The following is a 24,448-nucleotide window of genomic DNA, read 5'->3' as shown; positions in this document are numbered from 1 at the left end:
AAATACTATGAAAAAGTTCATCTTACTATCAGCCTGCATGCTCTCAATCCTCTTGACTGCTCAAACAACTGAACCACCCACTGTTCGTTTTTTTATTAAGAATATTAGTTTGTTACCTAAAAAAGTGACCCTGATTGCATATAGTCCCGGAATAACTGGAAATAGTACCTATGGGTATATTTTATTGCCAGGCCTTAAAAAGGCAATTACATACAGGGTGGGCACCAAATTGTATATAGCAAATGAAAAACAAGTGGGTGTTGTAATGAGCGGCAATCGAATAGATGGGGACAAACCCTTTTTAGTGGTGGGAGCCAACGATGAGAACAAAGTTTTTAAAGTGAATAATTAAATTGATTCCCCTCATTTTTATATTTGTAAACTTCATGACTTCTAAATCTAATAGATGGACTCCCATAGTTTTTATTTCTGGTTAAGTCAACAATCCCAATTAGCCATTCAGCCTGTTGTTCCGTTTGATTCCTCAAAGGAAAAACTATTGTCTTTGGATTTTACAGAGCAGAATAGTGACCTTAATTCTACTATCATTGAAAATACAGTCCTATTTTCAACTTATATAGAAAAGCTGTTACAAAAACATGCTGCCAGCTATGGCATTGGTGGATATAACGAACACAGAACAGTGTATGCAAGAAGTCGTGTCTTTGATGGGCTAAATGAAAGCGAAGCACGTTGTATTCATTTAGGTATAGATATCTGGGGTAAAGCAGGAACCCCCATAGCCGCGCCTTTGGATGCTTCTGTTCATAGCTTTGCTTTTAATGAGGCTTATGGAGATTATGGAGCAACTATTATTTTGGAGCACGCTATCAGTGGAGCGCATTTCTATACTTTGTATGGCCATCTTTCTTTACGTGATATTTCAAATTTGAAGGGAGGTGATTTTATTTCTGCTGGTAAAGAATTTGCGCATTTTGGGGAACCTGCTGAAAATGGTCAATGGCCTCCGCATTTGCATTTTCAAATTATACTTGATATGCAGGGCAAGCAGGGAGATTATCCTGGTGTATGCAGTTTAGCTGAAAGGGAAAAGTATTTGGACAACTGTCCGGATCCTGACGCTCTTTTACAAATGATGCAATGGGCGAAATTTATAGATCAGGTATAAAATCGGGTTTTTCCCACTGCTTAATGATATGCGATTGTATAATGTGAACGCCTGTTTTAGAATGACTTGCAAAATAATGCATGCTTCTAGCAATTGCTTTTGCGTGAACAGGAATATATTTTTTAAACCTTCCCTTCATGATAGGAATTGCTTTTAATGCAATGAAAATTCCTAATTCTTCTAGCCACCTAGATTCTTTCCTTGGTCCTAAAATGAAAGAAGGTTGGAAGATATAAATTGAACTATAATTGAGTTGCTTCAACGCTTCTTCTAATTTTCCTTTGGTCCGGTTATAAAATACACTTGATTTTGGATTAGCTCCTGCAGCGGTAATAACCAGAAAACGTTTGCTGCCACCAGATAACTGAAGTTTGGCAATATGAAGTGGGGCATACAAATCGATTAAGGTAAATGCTTCCCTGGTTTTTACTGTCTTGATGGTGGCGCCTAAACAGCAATACACATCGTCTGCTTCTGTCCAGGATTGAATGGTGGCAAAGTTTACCAATTGTTCCACTAGTTTGGGATGGACTCTTCCCAATGGTTTGCGCACATAAATGGTAACCTGACTGTATAACTCAGACTCTAACAGCATTTCAAGCAAATAAGACCCGGTTAATCCGCTTGCTCCTAATACCAAAGCTTTTCTTTGCACTATCCTTTAATTTTCTCAAAGATAAGGACTGCTTTATTTGTACTTTTGAAGAGTTATGTCAAATAATAACCTGAATAGCGATTTGAATGGATTAAATGCCTCTGAAAGGGAGTTTGAGAATACCATACGCCCCAGGGAGATTGATGATTTTTCCGGACAACCTCAGCTGATTGAGAATCTTGTGATTTTTATTAAAGCTGCCAAAATTCGTGGAGAAGCATTGGATCATATCTTATTTCACGGCCCCCCTGGATTGGGTAAGACCACTTTAAGCCGGATTGTGGCGAATGAATTAGGCGTAAGCATAAAAGAAACTTCTGGACCGGTTATTGAAAAGCCAGGTGATCTTGCAGGGTTATTGACCAACTTACAACCCAATGATGTTCTTTTTATTGATGAAATACATAGGTTAAGTACTGTTGTTGAAGAATATCTGTATTCGGCAATGGAAGATTTCAAGATTGATATCATGATTGATTCCGGACCAAATGCCAGAAGCATACAGATTAATCTGAATCCTTTTACACTGGTAGGGGCAACCACCCGAAGTGGTTTATTAACCGCACCGCTTCTTTCAAGATTTGGGATAAAATCTCGTCTGGAATATTATGGGGCACCTGTTCTGCAAAAAATTATAGAACGAAGTGCTGCCATTCTGGGTACTAAAATTACCCTTGATGCTGCGGCTGAAATTGCTGGTAGGAGCAGGGGGACACCCAGGATTGCCAATGGATTATTAAGGAGAGTAAGGGATTTCGCTCAGGTATTGAACGATGGGAAAATTGATTTGGGTATTACACAGCATGCCCTGAAAGCCCTGAATGTAGACGCGCATGGATTAGACGAAATGGATAACCGCATTTTATCGGCTATTATTAATAAATTCAAAGGAGGTCCTGTAGGCATTACAACAATTGCAACTGCGGTAGGTGAAGAGCCGGGCACCATTGAAGAAGTATACGAACCCTTTTTAATTCAGGAAGGCTTTTTACAAAGAACCCCCAGGGGAAGAGAAGCTACTTTGAAAGCCTATAATCACCTGGGGGTAGTTATGAAAAGAGGAGATGCAGGAGAACTGTTTAGTTAACTGCATCACAGTAGGGTAACGCTGTTATGGAGCAACCAGTCTGAAGCCATTTCCATGAATATTGACAATTTCGATATTGCTGTCTTCTTTTAAATACTTGCGAAGCTTGGCAATATAAACATCCATACTTCTTCCATTGAAATAGGTATCGCTACCCCAGATTTTTTTCAATGCTCTTTCGCGAGGCAATAAATCGTTTTTATGTTCAGCCAGCATCTTTAACAGCTCATTTTCTTTGGGAGACAGGGTCTGCATAGTTGAACCATGTTTTAGTTCTCTTAGCTTTGGATTAAAATGATAAGCGCCTAAATCAAATTCAATATTGTCATTGATTTTATTTTCTTCCTCATTTCTTTTCAGAATCGCTTTTATTTTTAATAACAATACCTCACTGTCAAATGGTTTAGTAATATAATCGTCGGCGCCCAATTTGTATCCCTGTATAATGTCGTCTTTCATGGTTTTGGCACTCAGGAAAAACAAGGGTACATCAGGATCAATATCTCTGATTTCTTCTGCCAAAGTAAAGCCATCCATATTGGGCATCATTACATCTAATAAGCAGATGTCAAATTTTTCGCGCTGAAATGCGGCTAAGCCCAATCTGCCATCACGCTCCAGGGTAACTTCGTATTCGTTTAGTTCCAGGTAGTTTTTTAATACCATACCCAGGTTTGTATCGTCTTCGCAGAGTAGAATTTTGTACTGTCTTTTGTCTTCCATCGGAATTATTTTGAGTGAAATAACAATAATTTACGAAAATTGTCCCTTAACCGGGCTGCAATCTTTTGTTAAATATAATAAGCTATTTTTTTAAAAACTGTTTATCAGTAAGCGCTTTTAGAAAATTTACCAGGTCCTTCTTGTCTTGTTGGCTTAGTTTCAGTGGTTCTTTTAAAGTGCTGTCAATATTAATCGGCTTTGGTACGAATTTGTAAGGATTGTCATAATATTCAATTACTTCTTCCAGCGTTTTAAACATCCCATTATGCATATAGGGTGCAGTAACTGCTACATTTCGGAGTCCTGGTGTTTTAAATTTGCCAAGGTCCTCTTTGTTTTTGGTGATGGCATACCGTCCCATATCTGAGAGTGATACCCCATCGTAAAGTCCAATATTTTTAAAGTCGTCATTGGTGAAGTCAGTGCCGTTATGACAATCAAAACATTTGGTTTTTTCGCTAACAAATAATTGTCTGCCTCTTTCTGCGGATTCACTCATTTGGTCGAGATCAAAATCAGACTCGTCGGTTTCTAATGTTTTCTGAAATGCAGCAAGTGCATGTCCGAGGTTTTTAGCATTGGGCTTTTGTTTATAAATCGATAGGAAAAGGTTACGATAGATTTGGTTTTGATTTAGGCGTTTAACCGCTTCCTGGATGGGTAAATTCATTTCAACCGGATTCTCAATTGGCATAATAGCCTGCGCTTCCAGTGTTGATGCCCTGCCATCCCAGAAAAAGGGTTCATGGCCACTCAGATTCATTACGCTGGGAGCGTTTCTGCTACCTGGTGTGCCTTCAACACCTAAACTAATGGCAAATGTATCTGCAAATCCATGTGCGGGAATATGACAACTGGCACAGCTGATACTATTGTCCTTGGAGAGAATGGGATCAGAAAAAAGTTTTTTGCCCAATTGGGCTTTGGTTTTTATTGGGCTGGGTTTATTAAAGCCGATGCTAAAAACAATTGCCATTCCCAATCCCCCTATGACCCACCATTTTTTCATAGTACAAAGGTACAGAATATCGATGCTATTGGTTATTTTACAATAAATCAATGGTATGAGTAATGCACAATTGTTTACTGAAGTCATGCAGAAAGGCTATCAGTTTAAAGGAGAATTTGTAAAAATTGGTTGCGGTATATGGAATGGCGAAACGGTGCCTGATGCAAGTGTGTATTTACCCTTGAAAACATTGAACCGTCATGGATTGATTGCTGGTGCAACTGGAACAGGTAAAACCAAAACGCTTCAGATGATCAGTGAATCCTTAAGCGACAATAGTGTACCAGTGATGCTAATGGATATTAAAGGTGACCTAAGTGGTATTGCTGCAGAAGGAGTAATGAACGATAAAATTCAGGAGCGAATTACAAAAATGAATCTGTCCTGGAAACCTTCGGCTTATCCTGTTGAATTGCTTACATTGACAGGAAACCATGGGGTAAGACTAAGAGCAACGGTTTCTGAATTTGGACCTGTCTTGCTTAGTAAAATTCTGGGATTGAATGATACGCAGGGTGGACTGGTATCTATGATTTTTAAGTACTGCGATGATCAGGCAATGCCATTGCTCGATTTGAAAGATTTTATTAAAGTACTTCAGTTTATTGGGAATGAAGGAAAGGCGGAAATGGAAAAAGACTATGGGAAAATTTCCACTACTTCTACAGGAACGATTCTCAGAAAAGTAATTGAATTGCAACAGCAGGGTGCTGATATATTTTTTGGAGAGAAAAGTTTTGAAGTAGATGATTTAATGCGAATTAATGATGAGGGTCGGGGGATGATTAATATTCTTAGGGTTACTGATATGCAGGATAAGCCTAAATTATTTTCTACTTTTATGTTACAGTTGCTGGCAGAACTCTATGCCAGTTGTCCTGAAGAAGGTGATTTGGATAAACCCAAGCTGGTATTGTTTATTGACGAAGCACATCTTATTTTTCAGGAAGCTTCAGATGCGTTGTTGCAACAGCTGGAGACAGTTATTAAATTAATACGTTCTAAGGGTATTGGTATTTTCTTTTGTACGCAGAATCCGCAGGATATCCCTCCTTCTATTTTAAGTCAGTTAGGTTTAAAAGTGCAACACGCCTTGCGCGCATTTACTGCAGCGGACAGAAAAACCATTAAACAGGCTGCAGAAAATTTTCCGGAATCTGAATTTTATGATATTGACGAGCTGTTAACTCAATTGGGTATAGGAGAGGCATTGGTTACCTTATTAAATGAAAAGGGCATACCCACGCCACTGGTACATACCTTGCTAAATCCGCCGCAGAGCAGGATGGATATTCTCTCAGAATCAGAAATCAATGCTATCAATTCAAAAAGTAAGTTGGTGGCTAAATACAATCAGGAGATAGATAGTTTAAGCGCTTATGAAATTTTGAATCAGAAATTAGCGGAAGCGCAGGCAATAACGGCTGAACGAGCTGCAGAAAAAGTACAGGAAAAACAATCGCAGGAAAGTGCTTCAGCTGCTGAAAACTTTTTTGATAATCCCATTGTAAAGCAGGTAGGCAGAACAGCTGCTAGTATCATCACACGCAGTTTGTTGGGGGCATTGGGGCTTGGAGGAAGATCTGGTTCTGGAAGAACAACAAGACGAAGGTAAATTAGTAAACTGTGATGAAGAAAGTGTACTGTTTTACTTCAGCCAGCGAATGATTTTCTCTTCTGAAATTTCTATTTTGGATTCGCTCTGCAGAAAGTTCAATATCTCCCAGATGCGGGTGGGATTCATGTTTCTGCATACTTTCAACAAATCCGCTATTGCAATAATCTGGTCTTTATTTTTTTGAATAGCTAAGGCTATTGTATTAAATTCTTTTTCAGATATATTTTTATTTTTTTGCCTGAGACAGATATCGCAAACGCCACAGGCTTTTGCCGTTGCATCTCCAAAATAATGACCAATAAATTGACTTCTGCATTTTTGGTTTTCTTTAGAATAAGCAATCATCTGGTTTACTCTGCTTGCGTGTAACTTTTTTCTTTCTAGATATTGTTCTTGTTGTATGTGTAAGTATTTTGCCGGAGCTCTGTTCAGTAAAAAATGAATTTGCGGCGTTTCCTTTTTGGGTAAATATTCAATAATACCCAATGCCTGTAACTGTTTAAGTGCTGCTTGTATCTGATCGAGGTTCATCCTGCAAATTCTGGCCAGTTGCTGATCGTAAACAGATACACGATTATTGAATATTCCAGGATAGGTTCTCAATAATGCTTTGATCACGGGTTCCATTGCAGGATACATTTCTTCAAATTGTGCCAGGTATTGTGTGTCTGTTGTAAAACTTACCTGAGTAGGTAAAAAGATCTGTTCATTAAATTGAATATGCCCTTCCTGTTCCAGTATTCTCAATACATTCACTACCAGCAATGGCTCCAGTGAAAATCGTTTAGTAAATGTTTCAAAATCAAAATTGTAATAAATACCCTCACCACTACCAACGGGGATTTGCAAAAAGTCGGCTATGGCCTGATATACTTGCTGGATTACAGGTATAGGTGGAAATTTTATTTCGACCTGTTCCATCAATGCAGTCAAGTCTTTTTCCTGCCATAATAATACTGCATAAGCTCTTTGCTCGTCTCTGCCTGCCCTTCCGGCTTCCTGATAATAATTTTCCAGGCATTCAGGAATATCATGATGAATAACGGTCCTGACATCTGGCTTGTCAATGCCCATACCGAAAGCATTGGTACAAACCATAATACGAATTTTGTTGTTGATCCAGTTTTGTTGTTTTTGTTCTCTTACCAATTGCTCAAGTCCGGCATGATAGAAATCGGCAGCAATACCCTGCAATACAATTGCTTCTGCTATTTTTTTACATTGCCTTCGGTTGTTGCAATAGACAATGCCCGATCCGGGTATTTTATCAATAATTTCTAGAATTTTGTTGATTTTACTTTCCGAATTAAATGCACTGTAAGAAATATTGGGCCTTAAAAAACTTTGTTTAAAAACAGCAGCTTCTTTTAGCTTTAATTGATGTTGTATATCCTCTAGTACCAGTGGAGTTGCCGATGCGGTTACTGCTATTACTGGAACCCCAGGCAACTTTTCTTTGGTGGCTGCAATTCGGCAATAAGCAGGTCTGAAATCGTATCCCCATTGTGAAATACAATGGGCTTCGTCAACTACCAGCAATTGAATGGGTATAAGAGAAAGGAATTCATTGAATAAATGACTTTCCAGCCGCTCAGGGGAACAATATAAAAATTGATAGCTTCCTTCTACAGCATCCTGTAAAATGTTTTTTACTTCATCTTTTTGCAATCCACTGTGTATGGCTGCAGCTTTGATTCCTTTTTTATTTAAGGCATCTACCTGATCCTTCATTAATGCAATCAGCGGACTGATGACAAGACTGGTTCCGCCTCTGAGTAAGCCAGGTATCTGATAGCAAACAGATTTACCTCCCCCTGTTGGCAACAGGGCAAGCGTATCCTTCCCACTTACAACAGAATGAATAATTTCTTCCTGTAAAGGCCTGAAAGCGGTATGCTTCCAATATTGATGCAATATGGAAATGGCATTTGACAATAGATTAATCCACTTTTTTAAAGTTCAGCCTTACAGAATTGATTGCCAGTACAACGTCGCTTAATCCCATTATCAATGCACCAATTGTTGGACTCAGAAATCCCATTGCGGCAACAGGAATAGCAACAATATTGTAAATGAATGCCCAGAAAAGATTTTGCTGAATGGTTTTGTAAGTATGTTTTCCCAAGCCTAGTGCCAGTGAAAGATTTTTGATTCCATGATTCATTAATACCACTTCAGCACTTTGCATGGCAATATGCGTTGCGTCACTTAATGAAACTCCAACGGTAGCTTTGGCAAGGGCCGGAGCATCATTGATGCCATCACCCACCATGGCTGTAGGAGCTATTGCAGTTAAAGCCTCAATTCTTTCGAGTTTTTGTGCCGGACTCTGGGCTGCATACACTTCACCGATGCCTAGTTTGTTCGCAACGGTTTTGCATTTTTCCTCTATATCGCCGCTAAGCAAAATGGGTTTGATGCCTTTTTGCTGAAGGGATTTGATGATCATCTCTGCTTCGGGTCTTATTTCATCCTGCAAAAGAATGGAAGCAAGTAGCTGATTGTTCTTTACCAGATAAATATTAAAACTGTCATTCTCTGTTAAATGTGAAACAGCTTTAAATGAAGCTGCCATATAAATATTCCCTTCCTTGTCTGTTGCTGTAACGCCCAATCCCTTTTCCTCACTTACATTACTAAATCTAATTTCTTCTTTTGTTTTCCAGTGCAGGGCAATGGCTTTTGCCAATGGATGTGTGGAATACTTCTCGAGTGAATAAGTAATATTTTTGCAGGTATCTTCTCCCAATAAGCTTCCAGCTTCGGTTAATTCCATTTTTTCAATACTGAATTTCCCTGTAGTTAATGTTCCTGTTTTATCAAACACTACCTGCTGAATGTCTTTAAATAATTCAAGTGTTTTAGTGTTTTTAAATAAGACGCCGTTTTTGGCTGCTCTACCCAACCCAACTGCTATGGCTGCCGGCGTAGCCAAACCCATGGCACAGGGGCAGGAAATGACCAATACAGCAATACTTCTCATTAAACTGCTGGTGAAGTCTTGAGATCCAACTGTATAATTCAAAATAAAAGTAAGCACAGCAATACTGATGACCGCAGGAACAAATATGGCGCTGATTTTATCTGCTAGTAATTGAACGGGTGGTTTTTCTGTTTGTGCATTTTTTACCATGGATAAAATATTCCCTAACACAGAGTCTTCACCTACCGCTGTAACATAGGCTTTCACGGAACCATTAACAACGGTTGAACCACCAATCAAAATGTCTTTTTGTTTTTTCTCAACAGGAATCGATTCCCCTGTAATTATGGACTCGTCTACAGAAACCTCTCCAGATAAGATTTTACAATCCATGGGAACAGCTTCCCCGTTTCTGATTAATAAAAGATCTCCTGTTTTTAAAGACGTACTTTCTACTGGAAAAATATGTTCATTCTGCTCATTGTCGTAAGCAATCATATTGGCCATGGTCTTTTGTGACTGGGCCAGTTTGCGCAATGCATTTTGTGTTTGCTCTACCGATTTGTCCTCCATCCAATAGCCTAAGAAAACCAAAGTGATGATGGTAGCAGCAGTTTCATAAAATAGATAATCGGTTGCCTGATTGGTTAGGGTGCCATATAAACTGTACACGAAAGCAGAGAGTGCACCCATGGCAATCAAAACATTCATATTGGGTACGCCTTTGAGAAGACTTTTCAATCCGCTTCTACCAAAAAAATCCATGCCTAAAATAAAAACCGGTAAGGTTAATCCCAATTGAACATAAGGATTCATTAACCAGTGAATATGAATTCCTGGTATCATATGCACCATTAACGGCAGGGTAAAAATGGCACAGAAGGCAAATCTTTGCAGGTGCGAACGGAATAGCGGCTTTCTTGTGCTGGACTCCAGTTCTGATCCCTTTACCTGATACCCCATTTCCTGTATTCCTTTTTGTAAACTTAGTTGGTCTGTATTCCCGGGCATAGTAAAACTCACATCTCCACCAATGAAATTTACTTTTACTTCTTCCATTCCCTTTTCTTTCAGGAATTTATCTATACTGAGGGCACAATTGGTGCAACTCATGCCCGTTACTTTCCAATTTACTTTTTCCATACTCAAATTTACAAAAGCCCTGCCTCCTTCATTTGCGAGATTGGAATAATATTCGCAGAAGGCTGATTATCTTTGTATCATGGATGCAATTTTCAGCCTGGATCAGATTGATACCGTTGCTACGGTTTTTCTTAAAAAATTTACTGCTTGTAAAATCTGGGCTTTCCATGCGCCGATGGGAGCGGGAAAAACCACTTTTATCAATGCGCTTTGCAAACAGCTTGGCGTGAAAGATGGATTGAGCAGTCCCACTTTTGCGATTGTGAATGAATATGCTTCCGAAAAAGGCCCTGTTTACCATATGGATTGGTATCGCCTGAAGTCCGAATCAGAAGCATTAGATGCTGGCATTGAAGATATTCTGCACAGTGGTGGATATTGTTTTGTGGAATGGCCTGAAAATGCGCCCGGATTGCTTGGGCCTGAAGTATTGCATTTATATCTTGAAGTACTGGATCCATCTACGAGACGCTTATTTAAAGAAGATACATCGGCATAATTAGTTAACTTCAACGTTCAACACAAACAATGGCAACCAGCAGACCCAGCATTAGTCCTTCACTTTTGTACGAAGCAATGGAAGAAACCCTGGATATCAAAACTCCGGGTGCAAAATTGCATATTGGTATTCCCAGAGAAATAGCTTTTCAAGAAAACAGAATTGCATTAACGCCTGACGCAGTGGGCGTTTTGGTAGCCAATGGTAACCAGGTTACCATTGAACACAAAGCAGGAGAGAGAAGCCATTATTCAGATAAAGATTATTCGGAAGCCGGTGCACAAATTGTTTACGACAGAACTGCAGTATACCAATGTCCTATTCTGGTAAAGAGCGCTCCTCCGGTAGAAGAAGATGTTCCTCTTTTACAGATGAATCAGATAATTATATCTCCCATTCATCATTCGGCTTTAAAAAAGGAAATCATTGAAACCATGATGGCCAAGAGAATTACGGCCCTTAGTTTTGAAAATTTCAAAGATGACAGTGGAACTTATCCCATAGTTAGGAGCATGAGTGAAATTGCTGGTAGTGCAGTCATGTTGATTGCCGGCCAATACCTGAGCAGCTTTAATGAGGGCAAAGGTGTTTTATTGGGTGGAATCAGTGGTATCCCCCCAACCAAAGTGGTGATTATCGGAGCAGGTATTGTTGGAGAATGTGCTACCCGAAATGCGTTGGCCATGGGAGCATCTGTAAAAGTTTTTGATAACAATATCTACCGCTTAAAGCAAATGCAGAATAATCTGGGACAACGTGTCTGGACCAGTGTGTTAGAACCTCGCATTCTTGCAAAACAATTAAAAACCTGTGAAGTAGCGGTAGGTGCACTAAGCAATGAATATGGACGTGCCCCTGTGGTAGTAACCGAAGAAATGGTGGCTGCCATGCGTCCCAATAGTATTATTATTGATGTGGCTATTGACCGTGGTGGATGTTTTGAAACAAGTGAACTTACCTCTTATGAAGAACCTACATTTGTAAAACACGGAGTAATACATTACTGTGTACCCAATATTCCCAGCGGCTTTGCCCGTACAGCTTCGCAGGCCATTAGCAATGTGCTGATGCCATTGCTTTTAGAAGTAAGTGACGAAGGTGGCCTGGAAGAAATGATCTGGCACAAATTCAATTTAAGAGAAGGCGTATACCTTTTTAAAGGAGCATTAACTGATATTTATATCAGTCAGAAATTTGATTTGAAATACACAGATCTCAATTTATTAATTGCCAGCCGACGCTAAGGGCTTGTAGTCGTTGATATGAATCCGGTCATGGCAAAAATGAATTTCTGCTTCTTCGTTGCTGCAAATAATTACCAATTTCTCTTTGCAATAATCAGTTATCAGTGCTTGGTACAATTGATAACCTTGCTTGTCTAAATTGGTGCAAGGCTCATCCAGTAAGAGTACGGGACAATCAGAAAAAACAGCCTGTGCCAGTTTCAATCGCTGTTTCATGCCACTGCTAAAACGATTGATTTGTTTATTGCCGGCTTTCTCCAGTCCTATCAGAGATAAAATTTCACTAATCTTAAGCGAAGGATTAATTAATTTGAATTGTTGATGAAAAGTCAGCAGTTCTGTGGCACTCATCTCTTCAATTAATTCCAGATAGGGAGTGCAAATGGCCAGTTGCTGAAAATGTTCCTCTTGTTTTACAGGCAGATTGATTTTGCCTTCGTTCAGTTCCATGCTACCTGCTATACATTGCAGCAACGTACTTTTTCCGGATCCATTGAAACCGGTAATGGCATATGACTTTCCTGATTCAAATGAATAGCTCAGTTTTCTGAAAATCCATTCGCGGTTGAATTTTTTACCGCAATTGTCCAAATGAATGAAATAGTTATTCTTCGTCATTGGCTCCCTTGGTAAAACGCTTGATGATACCTCTTCCACTCTCTCTGATGAAAGTAACAATTTCATCTCTCTCATCTGTGGCCGGGAGTTCTTCTTCTATGTATTCCAATGCCTGTGTTGTATTTAATCCCTTATTGTAAATGGTGCGGTATACATCTAGGATATGGTTGATTTGCTCTAATGGGAATCCTCTTCTTTTGAGTCCAATGCTGTTTACCCCACCATAACTCAACGGATTTCTAACGGCTTTAATATAGGGGGGCACGTCTTTACTTACCAAACTTCCTCCGGCAATAAATGTGTGCTGTCCAATATTCACAAATTGGTGAACGGCACTTACACCTCCAACTACTGCCCAGTCACCAATGGTAACGTGTCCAGCTACCTGAACACTGTTGCTCATGATAACATGACTGCCTATAATACAGTCATGAGCAATATGACTGTAAGCCATTATTAAGCAATGATTCCCAAGAACGGTTTTCCCCCGGTCTTCTGTTCCTCTGTTAATGGTTACAAACTCACGTATGGTGGTATGATCACCTATTTCAACTGTTGTTTTTTCTCCGACAAATTTCAAATCCTGTGGTATGGCACCCAATACAGCACCCGGAAATACCCTGCAATTTTTTCCGATGCGGGTTCCATCCATGATAGTAACATTGCTCCCAATCCAGGTGCCTTCTCCAATTTGAACGTCCCCGTGAATCACCGTGAATGGATCAATTTTCACATTCGGTGCAATTCTGGCATTGGGATCAATATAGGTATATGGATGCGTCATATTTTTCTTTTCGTATGTAAGATACTAATTTGGTTGCTTTAGTTGTCTGCTCTTCTGACTACTTGTGCAACCAGATCTGCTTCTGTGGCTACTTTTCCGCCAACATATACGGTACCTCTCATTTCACATATTCCCCTGCGGATTGGGCCTGTGAATTCCAGTTTCAATACCATGGTATCGCCCGGACGAACCATTTGTTTGAATTTGCAATTGTCAATTTTCAGGAAGTAGGTATCGTATTTTCCTTCAGGCATAGAATTGATACAAAGAATACCGCCGGTTTGTGCTAGTGCTTCTATTTGCAATACGCCCGGCATTACCGGATTTCCGGGGAAATGGCCCGGAAAGAACCATTCGTTAAACGTAACGTTTTTAATCCCTACGATATAGGTATCTGTTAATTCTATGATCTTGTCTACAAATAAGAACGGATGACGATGTGGAAGGGTCTTTTCAATCTGCTCTAAAGTATAAACTGGAGGAATGGTTGGATCATACGTAGGCACCCCTTTTACGTGCTTATTCTTCTTAATATACTGTTTGATTTTTTTAGCAAATTCCACATTAGAACTATGACCAGGTCTGTTGGCGATGATTCTTGCTTTAATAGGGTAACCTATCAAGGCAAGATCACCAACAACATCCAGCAATTTATGTCTGGCAGGTTCATTGGGAAAGCGCAGTTCAAGGTTGTTCAGATAGCCTTCACTTTTAACAGCAATCTCATCTTTTTTGAAAATCTTGGCAAGTCTGCTCATTTCTGCATCTGAGATGGGTTTATCTACCACCACGATGGCGTTATTGATATCGCCTCCTTTAATAAGATCATTATCCAGTAACATTTCCAGCTCGTGTAGAAAACAGAATGTTCTGCAAGGGGCTATTTCCGATTTAAAATCCCTGATAGATTTAAGGCCAGCATGCTGAGTCCCTAAAACAGGACTATTGAAATCTATCAGTGTTGTTATTTGATAATCCATGGCTGGCAATGCCACCATTTCCACTCGTTTACTATCGTCGTAATGATAAATATTTTCATCCAGGCTGTACCAGATTTTGGCAGCATCCTGCTCCAGCACTCCTGTTTTTTCAATCAGGTCTATAAAAGGGGCAGAAGAACCATCCATAATGGGAATCTCTGGACCGTTTACTTCTATCAATACATTGTCTACACCCATTCCAACCAAAGCAGCTAGAATATGTTCAACAGTGCTGACTTTGGCATCACCAATTTGCAGCGTGGTTCCCCTGCTCGTATCGGTTACCAGGTCACAGTCGGCTTTAATAACAGGTTTATTGGGAAGATCAGTACGCTGAAACTGAATGCCAAATCCGGGGTTTGCAGGTTTTAAAATCATGTCTACTAGCACACCTGTATGCAAGCCAGTTCCACTGATTTGTATAGACTGTGTAAGCGTATGCTGTTTCTCGGGATTAAAATTGATATCCATATTTCCGCACTTTAAGTATGCGAAATTAAGTTATCCCGACCGTTTATGCTTCAATTAGGACTTTAGCTTCTCAGAAACCAATTCTGCTACCATTTTTTCAAGGGCTTTTATCCGTTTTTCCATTTCAGGCAAATTTCTGGTTGCAGCCTGAATCCTGAGGGAGCTGGTATAATCAAATGCAGGGTTGCCATTAACTGATTTATTCGGTTCCTTGATGGTTTTGGTAACGCCGCTTTTGCCTCCAATTTTGGTTCCGTCAGCAATGCTTAAATGCCCTGCTACTCCTGTTTGCCCTCCCATCATTACATATTTCCCTACTTTGCTGCTGCCGCTAATACCGGTTTGAGCGGCAATTACGGTGTTGTTTCCAACTTCCACATTGTGGGCAATCTGCACCAGGTTGTCAATTTTTACTCCTTTGCGGATTAGGGTTGAACCCATAGTAGCTCTATCGATGGTGCTATTGGCTCCAATTTCCACATAATCTTCAATGACTACATTACCTAACTGGGGTACTTTCTGAAATGTTCCATCAGACTGGGGGGCAAAACCAAATCCATCACTTCCAATAACAGAGCCAGCATGTATAACGACCTGGTTGCCTACCAAACAACCTTCATATATTTTGACGCCGGGATATAGGGTTACATTGTCTCCAATTATCACCTGGTTTCCCAGATAAACACCGGGATGAATTTTGGTATTGTTCCCAATTTTCACATTTTCGCCCACATAGGCAAAAGCACCGATAAAGACATTGCTGCCCAATTGAGCAGATTTGGCAATATGACTCGGTTCCTGAATACCGCTAAGCTGACTGGCTGCCATTTCCTGATATTTGGTCATCAAAACCGCAAAGGCGGAGTAAGCATCGGAAACTCTTATCAGGGTGGCTTCAACTGGTTTTTTCAATTGTAATGAATCGTTCACAATCACAATGGATGCTGCTGTTGAATACAAGAAATCTTCGTATTTGGGGTTGGCCAAAAAAGATATCTGAGAAGCTTTTGCTTCTTCAATTTTTCCAAAAGACTGAACGGTTACACTGGCATCTCCTTCCACTTTTCCATTAATCAGCATGCCAACTTGTGCTGCGGTGAACTGCATAATTTTGTATTAGTTTAACAGACAAATGTAAAATTTTTTTACAGGGGAAGACAAATTCTGCTGTATCATGGAATTATCCACCTCTGTAATGTCTTTTACATTGCCGTCTTTATAAAGAATATTAATTTTTTCTTCCTTGCTTTGATAAGTTGTATTGGAGGCAATTCCAGTAAAGCAGAGATAGGCCGCCTCCTCTTTATTTACTCCAAATTTTTTCATGGTTTGGGTTAGCTTATCCGTGATAAACGTTTCTTCAAATGGAGTTGATTGAATACTGGTTTTATAAATTTCACGATTGAGCATTCGTGAGCAAAGCAAGGATAGTACTTTGTCTGAATGTCTGCTCCATTTTTTGATTGCACTAATCACATCAAAGTCATCCATCAGGCAAAAACGCTCGATAGAGGCTTTGGTCATTGGCAAGGAAAATTCTCCTAAGAAATAATCAATCTCAGAACCGGTTGCTAGACTTTCCCTATGATTAGGATATATGTCCCTTACTCTTTGAATAATTTTCACCAGCATTTTTTCAGCAGATAAAACGGTTTTATGCAGATACACCTGCCAATACATTTGCCGCCTGGCTACCAGAAATTTTTCCACGCTGTAAATGCCTTTCTCTTCAATCATTAGCTGGCCATGGTGCACGGTCAGCATTTTCAAAATCCGGTCATATCCAATAACGCCCTCACTCACACCAGAGAAAAAACTGTCACGACTTAAATAATCCATTCTGTCTACATCCAGTTGACCACTGATTAGCTGATGCAGAAAGGGTTTATGGTATTGGTTGGTAAATATATCAATGGCCAAAGAAAGTTGCCCGTTAAACTCATTGTTCATCAACTGCATAATCTGAAGCGAAAGATCTTCGTGATGAACGCCCTTCACCAATTCGTGCTCTAGTGCATGAGAAAAAGGTCCATGTCCTATATCGTGCAGTAAAATAGCAGCTTTCGCAGCAATTTCCTCCTCTCTTGTAATTTCAATATCCTTATTTCTCAGTTCATTAATCACATTACACATAAGGTGATAAGCACCTAGGGAGTGATGCAGTCTTGTGTGTACGGCACCCGGATATACCAGTTGTGCCATAGCCATTTGCTGAATTCTTCTTAGACGCTGATAAAAAGGATGCCCGATGATAGAAAATATTAAAGGATGATTGATGGTGATAAAACCATAAACCGGATCGTTGATAATCTTACGCTTCGCTTTGTCCATGCTGTTGTTGAATTGTTAATAAAGGTACTATTTAGTAGCGCAAACAAAATTATAAATAGCTTAGCATTATGGCTATTGCACAGATTTTATGGGTAGACGACGAAATTGAAAGTCTTCAGTCTCAGAAAATATTTCTAGAGGCAAAGGGGTATGCAGTTCATACCTTAACAAATGGGTACGACGCAATTGAGTACATTCAGCACAATGTAGTTGATGTGGTGCTAATGGATGAATCGATGCCGGGATTAACCGGTTTGGAAACCTTGACTCGAATGAAGCAGATTCAGCAACGCCTGCCCATTGTACTGATTACCAAAAATGAAACAGAAAACCTGATGGATGAAGCCATCGGAAGTCAGATTGCAGATTATTTAATTAAGCCTGTAAATCCGAATCAGGTATTATTGAGTTTAAAAAAAATCATTGATAATAAGCGACTGGTTGCAGAAAAAACAACAGTTTCCTACCAGCAGCAGTTTACAGAATTGTTTATGGCTTTGTCTGGAAATCCTGATTATACTGAATGGATGGATTTATATAAAAAGCTGGTATTCTGGGAACTGGAAATGGAGAAAAGCGATAGTCCGGAAATGAGGGAAGTTCTGCTAAATCAAAAAAAGGAAGCCAACGCCGCTTTTGGTAAATACATAACCAGGCATTACGAAGAATGGGTTAGCCATATCGCTGCAGATTCACCTGTAATGAGCCATCAGCTTTTTCAATTTAAAGTGCTGCCTCATATTGAAGAGCAGGTTCCCTTGTTCTTTATTTTAATTGATAATCTTCGTTATGATCAGTGGAAAGCAATAGAACCCGTATTTGCTGAGAGTTTCCGGATTCTAGAAGAAGATAGTTTTTACTCCATTCTTCCCACTGCTACCCAGTATTGTCGCAACGCCATTTTTGCCGGTTTATTACCTGTTGAAATAGAGAAAAAATTCCCTGATTTGTGGAAGAATGACGAAGAGGAAGGAGGTAAAAATCTTCATGAAAAAGAGTTTCTGGAAGCACAGTTAAAACGATTGAAGAAAGATCAGCTTAAAATCAGTTATCATAAAATACTGAACCATCAGGATGGACAACAACTCGTAAACAATATGCACAATCTGATGGGGAATCAGCTAAATGTTATTGTTTACAATTTCGTTGATATGCTGAGTCATGCCAGAACAGAAATGGAAGTGCTGAAAGAGTTGGCCAGTGATGAAGCAAGTTACCGGAGTTTAACCAAAAGCTGGTTTGAACATAGTCCGCTTCTTCAGGCATTAAAGAAAGTAGCGGATAAAAAAATTAAAATAATTCTCGCAACCGATCATGGAAGTGTAAGGGTGAAGTCGCCTATAAAAGTTATAGGGGATAAAATGACAACGACCAATCTAAGGTATAAGCATGGAAGGAATCTAAATTACGACGATAAAGAAGTACTGGCTTTCAGAGATCCTGCTAAAATTGGTCTGCCTGTTCCAACCCTCAATTCCTCCTTCATTTTTGCGAGGGAAGACAGTTATTTATGCTACCCCAACAATTATAACCATTATGTAAATTATTTTAAGAATAGTTTTCAGCATGGAGGAATCAGTTTAGAAGAAATGATCGTTCCGCTGATTAAAATGGAGTCTAAAGGCTAATTATCCCTATTTCTACCCAGTTTGTGGATAAAACCCTATGCAATGGCAGGGTTCTAAGGTTAAATTTGTGTCTATGAAATACACCCAATCTACACTCAATAAATTAGAAGATATATTAGGTGAATCTGCATATGTGGTTCGATATGAAAGAGGTACTTTTCAGAGCGGATGGTGTTTGCTAGAGTCCAGGAGAGTTGTAGTCCTTAATAAATTTTTAAATATTGAAGGTCGTATCAATACTTTAATGGAATTAATTCCTCAGCTGGATATTCATTTTGATAAATTGACACTTGAGTCTCAGAAGCTGTATGAGGAAGTTGTAAAAAAATCGGTGATTACCACTGAGTAATCCGGAAAAATACCTCTTGCCCAGCTTAAATTTAGCGTAGTTTTATTCAGTGAAATCGAGTGCATTAAAGGTTCAGTTTTTAGGTACAGGTACCAGCACAGGTATTCCAATGATTGGATGCACTTGCCCCGTATGCAGCTCTGATAATCCAAAAGACAATAGATTGCGAACCAGTATTATGGTTCAATCTGAGCACACGAATCTGGTTATAGATACCACCCCCGACTTTCGTTATCAGATGCTGAGAACTCATACAAAGCAGCTGAATGCCGTGCTTTTCACCCATCCGCATAAAGACCATATTGCCGGTCTTGACGATATCAGGGCCTTCAATTTTTTTTCAGGAACTGCCATGAATGTGTATGCGAATGCATTAACGGAAGAAGCCATCCGAAGGGATTTTTATTATGCATTTTCTGACAAAAAATATCCAGGTACTCCTGAAATACAGTTGCATACGATTGGAGAAGATTCTTTTTTTATCAATGACATAAAAATAGAGCCCATACAGGTAATGCATCATCGGATGCCTGTGCTGGGTTTCCGAATAGGAGATTTTACCTATATCACAGACGCCAATTATATTGAGCAGTCTGAATTGGAAAAAATTAAGGGATCAAAAGTATTGGTATTGAACGCACTGAGAAAGGAAAAACATTTGTCTCATTTCACTTTGCAGGAAGCACTTGATATTGCCAATATGCTGAAAATACCAGAAGTGTATTTTACCCATATTAGTCACCAGTTGGGTTTACATGACGAAATCAGTCAGGAACTTCCTTCGCATGTACAGCTTGCTTTTGATGGATTAATAATCAGTTTGTAATCCCGCAAATTTTGCGGAGATGAAAAAATGGATAAAAGAGTATGTAAGCTTTTCACAAAAAGAGCGGATTGGCTTATTGGGACTGCTCATCCTTTTAGGCTGCTTTGTTGCAGCTCCGTATTTCTTATCAGAACCACCAAGGCCTTTAACTTCAGAAGAATTGGAGTGGACGAATCATGTAAACTATCAGCAATCATTAAATGAGCCAGATGCTCCAACAATTGCTGAACCTCCGAATGAGGTGGGCAACAATCGGCGATTCGCTTTTGATCCCAATACAGCTAGTCCAGAAACGCTTCGTCAATTAGGGTTCACCGAAAAAAATATCAGGACACTCACCAATTATCTGCAGAAGGGGGCAAGAATAAAAACGCCTGCAGACTTGCATAAAATATGGGGAATGCGGAAAGAACTGGTTGAAGCATTGTTGCCCTATATACGCATTGTAAATGATGTTAACCATGACGGGTTTCAAAAAGGGAAATCAGCCAGGTCTAACTTTCAATTCTACTCCAAAAGGATTCCGCATACAATTGATATTAATACCGCTGACCAGGAAGCTTGGGAACAATTACCTGGGATTGGTCCTGTTCTGGCTGTAAGAATCCTTAAATACCGCAATCACTTGGGCAGATTTGGTTCGGTTGATGATATCAAAAAAACCTATGGGCTTCCTGATTCTGTATTTGCAATCATAGAGCCCTTTCTTCAGTTAGATCCAGATTCTTCTGCTTCAGAGAATCAGGTTGCATTAATAAATCAACTCCCTTCTATCAATACAGCCAGCGAAGCTTTGCTGATGAAAGCCGGCGTGAGTAAGACCATTGCTGCTGCTATTGTACTCTACCGAAAGCAATATGGTTTATATAGTCAACTGGAAGATTTACGTAAGATTGTTTTTATTCAAACCGCTCAATATGAGCAATTGATTAAACAAGTACGGTTGTGAATATATTATCCTTTTTTTTAACCATTTATTTTACTCAAAATCCCATAGATTTGCCCACAAACTAACTAACGATTGTTTGTTTTAGGGGGTCTGAATAGTCCGCTTGCATTATTCAGCCCCCGTCTATTGTAAAGTAATAATTATGAATTTTCAGGAAACAGAATTAACCAAACAGGTAGCTGCCACAGCCAGGGATTTTGCGTTACAATCTATTAAACCCTATGTAATGGAATGGGACGAAGCTCAGGTATTTCCTGAAGCATTATTTAGAGAAATGGGCAAATTAGGGTTGATGGGCGTATTGGTGCCTGAAGCTTATGGCGGGGCAGGTTTGGGATATTTCGAATACAATGCCATTATACAGGAAATAGCCAAAGTATGCGGTAGTATTGGATTGAGTGTGGCTGCTCATAATTCACTTTGCACCAACCATATTTTGAGCTTTGGTAACGAGGAACAGAAAAAGCGCTGGTTACCCAAACTGGCAACTGCCGAGTGGATTGGTGCATGGGGTTTAACAGAGCCGAATACCGGAAGCGATGCAGGGAATATGAAAACTACTGCAGTTAAACAAGGAGATAATTGGGTATTGAATGGAACAAAGAGTTGGATTACACACGGCAAATCCGGAGAAATTGCTGTAGTAATCTGCAGAACGGGTGAGCCCAGAACCAGTGGCAATTCTACTGCTTTTGTAGTTGAAAGAGGAACACCTGGTTTTGCTGCCGGCAAAAAAGAAAATAAACTGGGAATGCGCGCCAGCGAAACGGCTGAAATGATATTTGATAATTGTGTTATTCCCGATAGTAACCGTTTAGGAGAAGTAGGGGACGGTTTCAGACAAGCAATGAAAATTCTGGATGGTGGTAGAATTTCAATTGCGGCACTTTCAGCTGGTATTGCAAAAGGTGCATATGGAGCTGCACTTCAATATTCCCAGGAACGTTATCAGTTTGACAAACCGATTTCTTCTTTTCAGGGAATAAGTTTTAAACTGGCGGATATGGCTACTGAAATAATTGCTGCCGATTTATTGATACATCAGGCCTGTGATCTAAAAAATAAGGGCCAAAAGGTAACTAAGGAAGGGGCTATGGCTAAATATTATGCCAGTGAAGTAGCAGTTAAATCGGCTACGGAAGCCATCCAGATTTTTGGCGGTTATGGGTACACAAAAGATTTTCCTGTAGAAAAGTACTATCGTGACGCAAAATTATGTACTATTGGGGAAGGAACTTCTGAGATACAGAAAATGGTGATAGCAAGAGAAGTACTACAGTAACTTGTTTTTCGATTGCTTGCTCATATTAAGAGACCCACGTGGGTCTCTTTTTTATTAGTACTGTTCACATAAAACTTTGTATATTGAAACGTATAAAATCCATTATATCCTTATCTACATTCAGCATATGCGGATACTAATCATTTTTATTCTAACTGTTTTTTTGAATCAACTGAATGCTCAAAAAACGACAGGAACTGCTGCTGTTGTAGATTCATTGAATAAGGAAGCTTTTGCTAGTAAGCGTTCAGATATTTCGAAAGCCTTGAACCTGCTCATTATTGCGCAGAATACAGCTCAGCAAATTGATTATAAGAAAGGATTAGCGCTGGCCTATTTGTATGAAGGTGGCATTTATCAGCAACAGGGATTTAATAAGCGAGCCTTAACAGATTATTATCTTTCACTCGATATATTCAAAAGGACCAAAGACACTTTAAATCTGACTAAAGTAACACAGCAAATCGGGAATGCTTTATTGTTGGAAGGGCGTTATGATACTGCAGCTACCGTTTTTAAAGAGTGTCTTGGAATTTTTAAACAATACAATAAAGAAGATGAGATTGTAAACGTAAAAAACAGTCTGGGTTTAATACAGTTATATAGAAAAAAAACAGATTCAGCAGTCATATTATTCAATCAGGCTTTAATTACTAGTAAGAAAATCAACTACAATTACGGGGAGAAAAAAGCATTGTATCATCTGGGTAAATTGGCGCTAGATGGAAAAAACTTAGAACTTGCAGTAGGTTTTTTTAATTCCTCAATGGCCATTGATCAAAAAATAAATGATCGCTACGGAATGGCATTGAATAATCTTGCACTGGCTGAAGTTGCATTGAAAAGAGGTCAGATGAATGATGTGTTTTCTTTGTCTAAAACATCATATGACTATGCTACATCTATCAACGCTTACGATTTAACTTACCAGAGTGTAACGCAAATTATACATTACTACAGGCAAATCAATAACCTGGATAAAGCTATTTCCTGGCAGGACACTTTAATATCAGTAACCAATCAGCATCGTATTAAAGAGAATGAATACGCTTCTAATTTTATAGATATTATTAAGAATCAGCAGAACCTGAGATTGGATAAAGAGAATGCTTTTATAAGGGCGCAAAGAGCTTCTGATGAACAACTTTTTATTTTAACAGTAGGTACTTTCATCTTAATTATACTAGCTGTTTTGGTGGTAATGGTTTTCATTAACTATCAAAAGCAAAAACATTTCAGCAGAGAGCTTCGCGCCAAGAATATTCTGATAGAAGCCCAGATTGAAGAGATGGGAACACTGAATAAGGAAATATCTTATCAGAACAGAATGCTGGAAGCAGATAACAAAACCAAGGATAAATTATTATCCATTATTTCTCATGACTTGAGAAATCCGCTGGTTAATACCAAGGGTATTCTGAATTTGGTGAATCAGGGAATTGTACCTGAAGATCAGGCAAAGCAGCTATTGCTTCAGCTAGAAACCCAGTATATGGGTACTACTTCTTTATTGGACAATTTGCTTTTCTGGCTTAAAGGGCAAATGGCTGGTAAAAATCTGGATCGTTCTAAAGTAGTGATATTCCAGTTGGTGAAAGGTTTGGAAGACGAGCACCGAATGCTACTGGATCGAAAAAATATTCTCTTTCATAATCTGGTAAATCCGCAAATGCAAATTTATGCAGACAAGGAAATGATCCGGATTGTCTTAAGAAACTTAATCAGTAATGCCATTAAGTTTACTCCGGAAAATGGTATGATTGAAATAAAAACAGAACAGACAGAAGTAGAAACAACCATTATGGTAGAAGATACTGGTATTGGAATGTCTGATGAAACAATTCAGAAAGTGAATGCCAAGCAGTATTACACAACTGCAGGAACTTCAATGGAGAAGGGAAGTGGATTCGGCTTAATGCTCTGTAGTGATTTAATCAACAGACATGACGGTAGTTTAACCATTGAGAGTTTGCCAGGCAAGGGGAGCAGATTTGTGATCAAACTCCCCCATAATCAGGCTTAAATTAATCTTCACTTTTAGAGCCGGCAGCAAAAATCTGATCAACAGCACCACCCAGCATCGGAAATTTTTCCTTTACAAATCCTGCAATGGTTGCAATTGCTTGCTGAGCCTGTTGTTCTGATAAGCCGGCTTCTTTTACTAGTTTTTCTATTAACTCGTTCATATGTATGGCTTATT

At 39.3% G+C, this 24,448-nt stretch carries 23 protein-coding genes; 12 read left to right on the top strand and 11 right to left on the bottom strand.

Translation table 11 applies throughout. From position 1 onward, the window contains the following. Positions 1-7 precede the first annotated feature (7 nt). Positions 8-352 carry a hypothetical protein gene (locus TEGAF0_RS07550; protein WP_264897427.1) on the top strand — a complete coding sequence of 115 codons (345 nt, stop codon included), beginning with the start codon at positions 8-10 and terminating at the stop codon, positions 350-352. A gap of 54 nt (positions 353-406) precedes the next feature. Beyond that, the gene (locus tag TEGAF0_RS07545) at positions 407-1,129 is read left to right on the top strand and encodes a peptidoglycan DD-metalloendopeptidase family protein (RefSeq protein WP_264897426.1); all 723 of its coding nucleotides are present in this window, start codon (positions 407-409) and stop codon (positions 1,127-1,129) included. Here the strand turns inward: TEGAF0_RS07545 and TEGAF0_RS07540 are convergent. After that, the gene (locus TEGAF0_RS07540; RefSeq protein ID WP_264897425.1) at positions 1,113-1,784 is read right to left on the bottom strand and encodes a Rossmann-fold NAD(P)-binding domain-containing protein; all 672 of its coding nucleotides are present in this window, start codon (positions 1,782-1,784) and stop codon (positions 1,113-1,115) included. The genes TEGAF0_RS07545 and TEGAF0_RS07540 overlap by 17 nt on opposite strands. A gap of 55 nt (positions 1,785-1,839) precedes the next feature. Between TEGAF0_RS07540 and ruvB the strand changes: the two genes are divergently transcribed. Continuing rightward, positions 1,840-2,871 carry a Holliday junction branch migration DNA helicase RuvB gene (gene ruvB, locus TEGAF0_RS07535; protein ID WP_264897424.1) on the top strand — a complete coding sequence of 344 codons (1,032 nt, stop codon included), beginning with the start codon at positions 1,840-1,842 and terminating at the stop codon, positions 2,869-2,871. A 24-nt stretch (positions 2,872-2,895) separates the two neighbouring features. Here ruvB and TEGAF0_RS07530 read toward each other — a convergent pair whose 3' ends face one another. Further along, a complete protein-coding gene (locus TEGAF0_RS07530; RefSeq protein WP_264897423.1) occupies positions 2,896-3,594 on the bottom strand; it encodes a response regulator transcription factor in 699 nt (232 codons plus the stop codon). 82 nt (positions 3,595-3,676) lie between these two features. Next, positions 3,677-4,603 (bottom strand): cytochrome-c peroxidase, encoded by a 927-nt coding sequence (locus TEGAF0_RS07525; protein ID WP_264897422.1) that lies wholly within the window; start codon positions 4,601-4,603, stop codon positions 3,677-3,679. 55 nt (positions 4,604-4,658) lie between these two features. On the opposite strand from TEGAF0_RS07525, the gene TEGAF0_RS07520 reads away from it, so the two are divergent. Continuing rightward, positions 4,659-6,218 (top strand): DUF853 domain-containing protein, encoded by a 1,560-nt coding sequence (locus TEGAF0_RS07520; protein WP_264897421.1) that lies wholly within the window; start codon positions 4,659-4,661, stop codon positions 6,216-6,218. Positions 6,219-6,251: 33 nt separating this feature from the next. Here the strand turns inward: TEGAF0_RS07520 and TEGAF0_RS07515 are convergent, their stop codons facing one another. Both TEGAF0_RS07515 and TEGAF0_RS07510 read right to left on the bottom strand, forming a co-directional pair. Then, positions 6,252-8,156 (bottom strand): RecQ family ATP-dependent DNA helicase, encoded by a 1,905-nt coding sequence (locus TEGAF0_RS07515; RefSeq protein ID WP_264897420.1) that lies wholly within the window; start codon positions 8,154-8,156, stop codon positions 6,252-6,254. A gap of 4 nt (positions 8,157-8,160) precedes the next feature. Then, on the bottom strand, positions 8,161-10,287 hold the full coding sequence (locus tag TEGAF0_RS07510) for a heavy metal translocating P-type ATPase (protein ID WP_264897419.1): 2,127 nt from the start codon (positions 10,285-10,287) through the stop codon (positions 8,161-8,163). A gap of 79 nt (positions 10,288-10,366) precedes the next feature. On the opposite strand from TEGAF0_RS07510, the gene tsaE reads away from it, so the two are divergent. Both tsaE and TEGAF0_RS07500 read left to right on the top strand, forming a co-directional pair. After that, the gene (gene tsaE / locus TEGAF0_RS07505; protein WP_264897418.1) at positions 10,367-10,786 is read left to right on the top strand and encodes a tRNA (adenosine(37)-N6)-threonylcarbamoyltransferase complex ATPase subunit type 1 TsaE; all 420 of its coding nucleotides are present in this window, start codon (positions 10,367-10,369) and stop codon (positions 10,784-10,786) included. A gap of 29 nt (positions 10,787-10,815) precedes the next feature. Then, positions 10,816-12,030, top strand: a complete 1,215-nt coding sequence (locus tag TEGAF0_RS07500; protein WP_264897417.1) for an alanine dehydrogenase — start codon at positions 10,816-10,818, stop codon at positions 12,028-12,030. On the opposite strand, the gene TEGAF0_RS07495 is transcribed toward TEGAF0_RS07500, so the two are convergent. From TEGAF0_RS07495 to TEGAF0_RS07475, 5 genes are read right to left on the bottom strand one after another with little or no spacing between them, the layout of a single operon-like run. Further along, complete coding sequence (locus tag TEGAF0_RS07495; protein ID WP_264897416.1) at positions 12,010-12,648, bottom strand: ABC transporter ATP-binding protein; 639 nt, start codon at positions 12,646-12,648, stop codon at positions 12,010-12,012. The genes TEGAF0_RS07500 and TEGAF0_RS07495 overlap by 21 nt on opposite strands. Then, entirely contained in the window at positions 12,635-13,432 is a 798-nt protein-coding gene (gene lpxA, locus TEGAF0_RS07490; RefSeq protein ID WP_264897415.1) for an acyl-ACP--UDP-N-acetylglucosamine O-acyltransferase, read from the bottom strand. The genes TEGAF0_RS07495 and lpxA overlap by 14 nt, the downstream gene beginning before the upstream one ends. A gap of 38 nt (positions 13,433-13,470) precedes the next feature. Continuing rightward, entirely contained in the window at positions 13,471-14,883 is a 1,413-nt protein-coding gene (locus TEGAF0_RS07485; RefSeq protein ID WP_264897414.1) for a bifunctional UDP-3-O-[3-hydroxymyristoyl] N-acetylglucosamine deacetylase/3-hydroxyacyl-ACP dehydratase, read from the bottom strand. Positions 14,884-14,937: 54 nt separating this feature from the next. Continuing rightward, the gene (gene lpxD, locus TEGAF0_RS07480; protein WP_264897412.1) at positions 14,938-15,990 is read right to left on the bottom strand and encodes a UDP-3-O-(3-hydroxymyristoyl)glucosamine N-acyltransferase; all 1,053 of its coding nucleotides are present in this window, start codon (positions 15,988-15,990) and stop codon (positions 14,938-14,940) included. Between the two features lie 9 nt (positions 15,991-15,999). Next, entirely contained in the window at positions 16,000-17,214 is a 1,215-nt protein-coding gene (locus TEGAF0_RS07475) for an HD domain-containing protein (RefSeq protein WP_264897411.1), read from the bottom strand. A gap of 68 nt (positions 17,215-17,282) precedes the next feature. Here TEGAF0_RS07475 and porX point away from each other — a divergent pair, with 68 nt between their 5' ends. From porX to TEGAF0_RS07445, 6 genes are all read left to right on the top strand, one after another. Beyond that, the gene (gene porX / locus TEGAF0_RS07470) at positions 17,283-18,842 is read left to right on the top strand and encodes a T9SS response regulator signal transducer PorX (RefSeq protein ID WP_264897409.1); all 1,560 of its coding nucleotides are present in this window, start codon (positions 17,283-17,285) and stop codon (positions 18,840-18,842) included. A gap of 73 nt (positions 18,843-18,915) precedes the next feature. Further along, on the top strand, positions 18,916-19,191 hold the full coding sequence (locus TEGAF0_RS07465) for a hypothetical protein (RefSeq protein ID WP_264897407.1): 276 nt from the start codon (positions 18,916-18,918) through the stop codon (positions 19,189-19,191). Positions 19,192-19,240: 49 nt separating this feature from the next. Then, a complete protein-coding gene (locus tag TEGAF0_RS07460) occupies positions 19,241-20,017 on the top strand; it encodes an MBL fold metallo-hydrolase (RefSeq protein ID WP_264897406.1) in 777 nt (258 codons plus the stop codon). Positions 20,018-20,036: 19 nt separating this feature from the next. Next, entirely contained in the window at positions 20,037-20,966 is a 930-nt protein-coding gene (locus TEGAF0_RS07455) for a helix-hairpin-helix domain-containing protein (RefSeq protein WP_264897404.1), read from the top strand. A gap of 142 nt (positions 20,967-21,108) precedes the next feature. Further along, positions 21,109-22,248 (top strand): acyl-CoA dehydrogenase family protein, encoded by a 1,140-nt coding sequence (locus TEGAF0_RS07450; protein ID WP_264897402.1) that lies wholly within the window; start codon positions 21,109-21,111, stop codon positions 22,246-22,248. Positions 22,249-22,375: 127 nt separating this feature from the next. Continuing rightward, positions 22,376-24,271 (top strand): tetratricopeptide repeat-containing sensor histidine kinase, encoded by a 1,896-nt coding sequence (locus TEGAF0_RS07445; protein ID WP_264897400.1) that lies wholly within the window; start codon positions 22,376-22,378, stop codon positions 24,269-24,271. 1 nt (position 24,272) lies between these two features. Here TEGAF0_RS07445 and TEGAF0_RS07440 read toward each other — a convergent pair whose 3' ends face one another. Continuing rightward, entirely contained in the window at positions 24,273-24,434 is a 162-nt protein-coding gene (locus tag TEGAF0_RS07440; RefSeq protein WP_173399634.1) for a hypothetical protein, read from the bottom strand. Positions 24,435-24,448: the final 14 nt, after the last annotated feature.

It is taken from the genome of Sediminibacterium sp. TEGAF015 (assembly GCF_025997995.1).
In the GTDB taxonomy this organism is placed as follows: Bacteria; Bacteroidota; Bacteroidia; order Chitinophagales; family Chitinophagaceae; genus Sediminibacterium.
The sequence above is the reverse complement of the archived record's forward strand: the minus strand, read 5'-3'. Positions and strand labels throughout refer to the sequence as shown.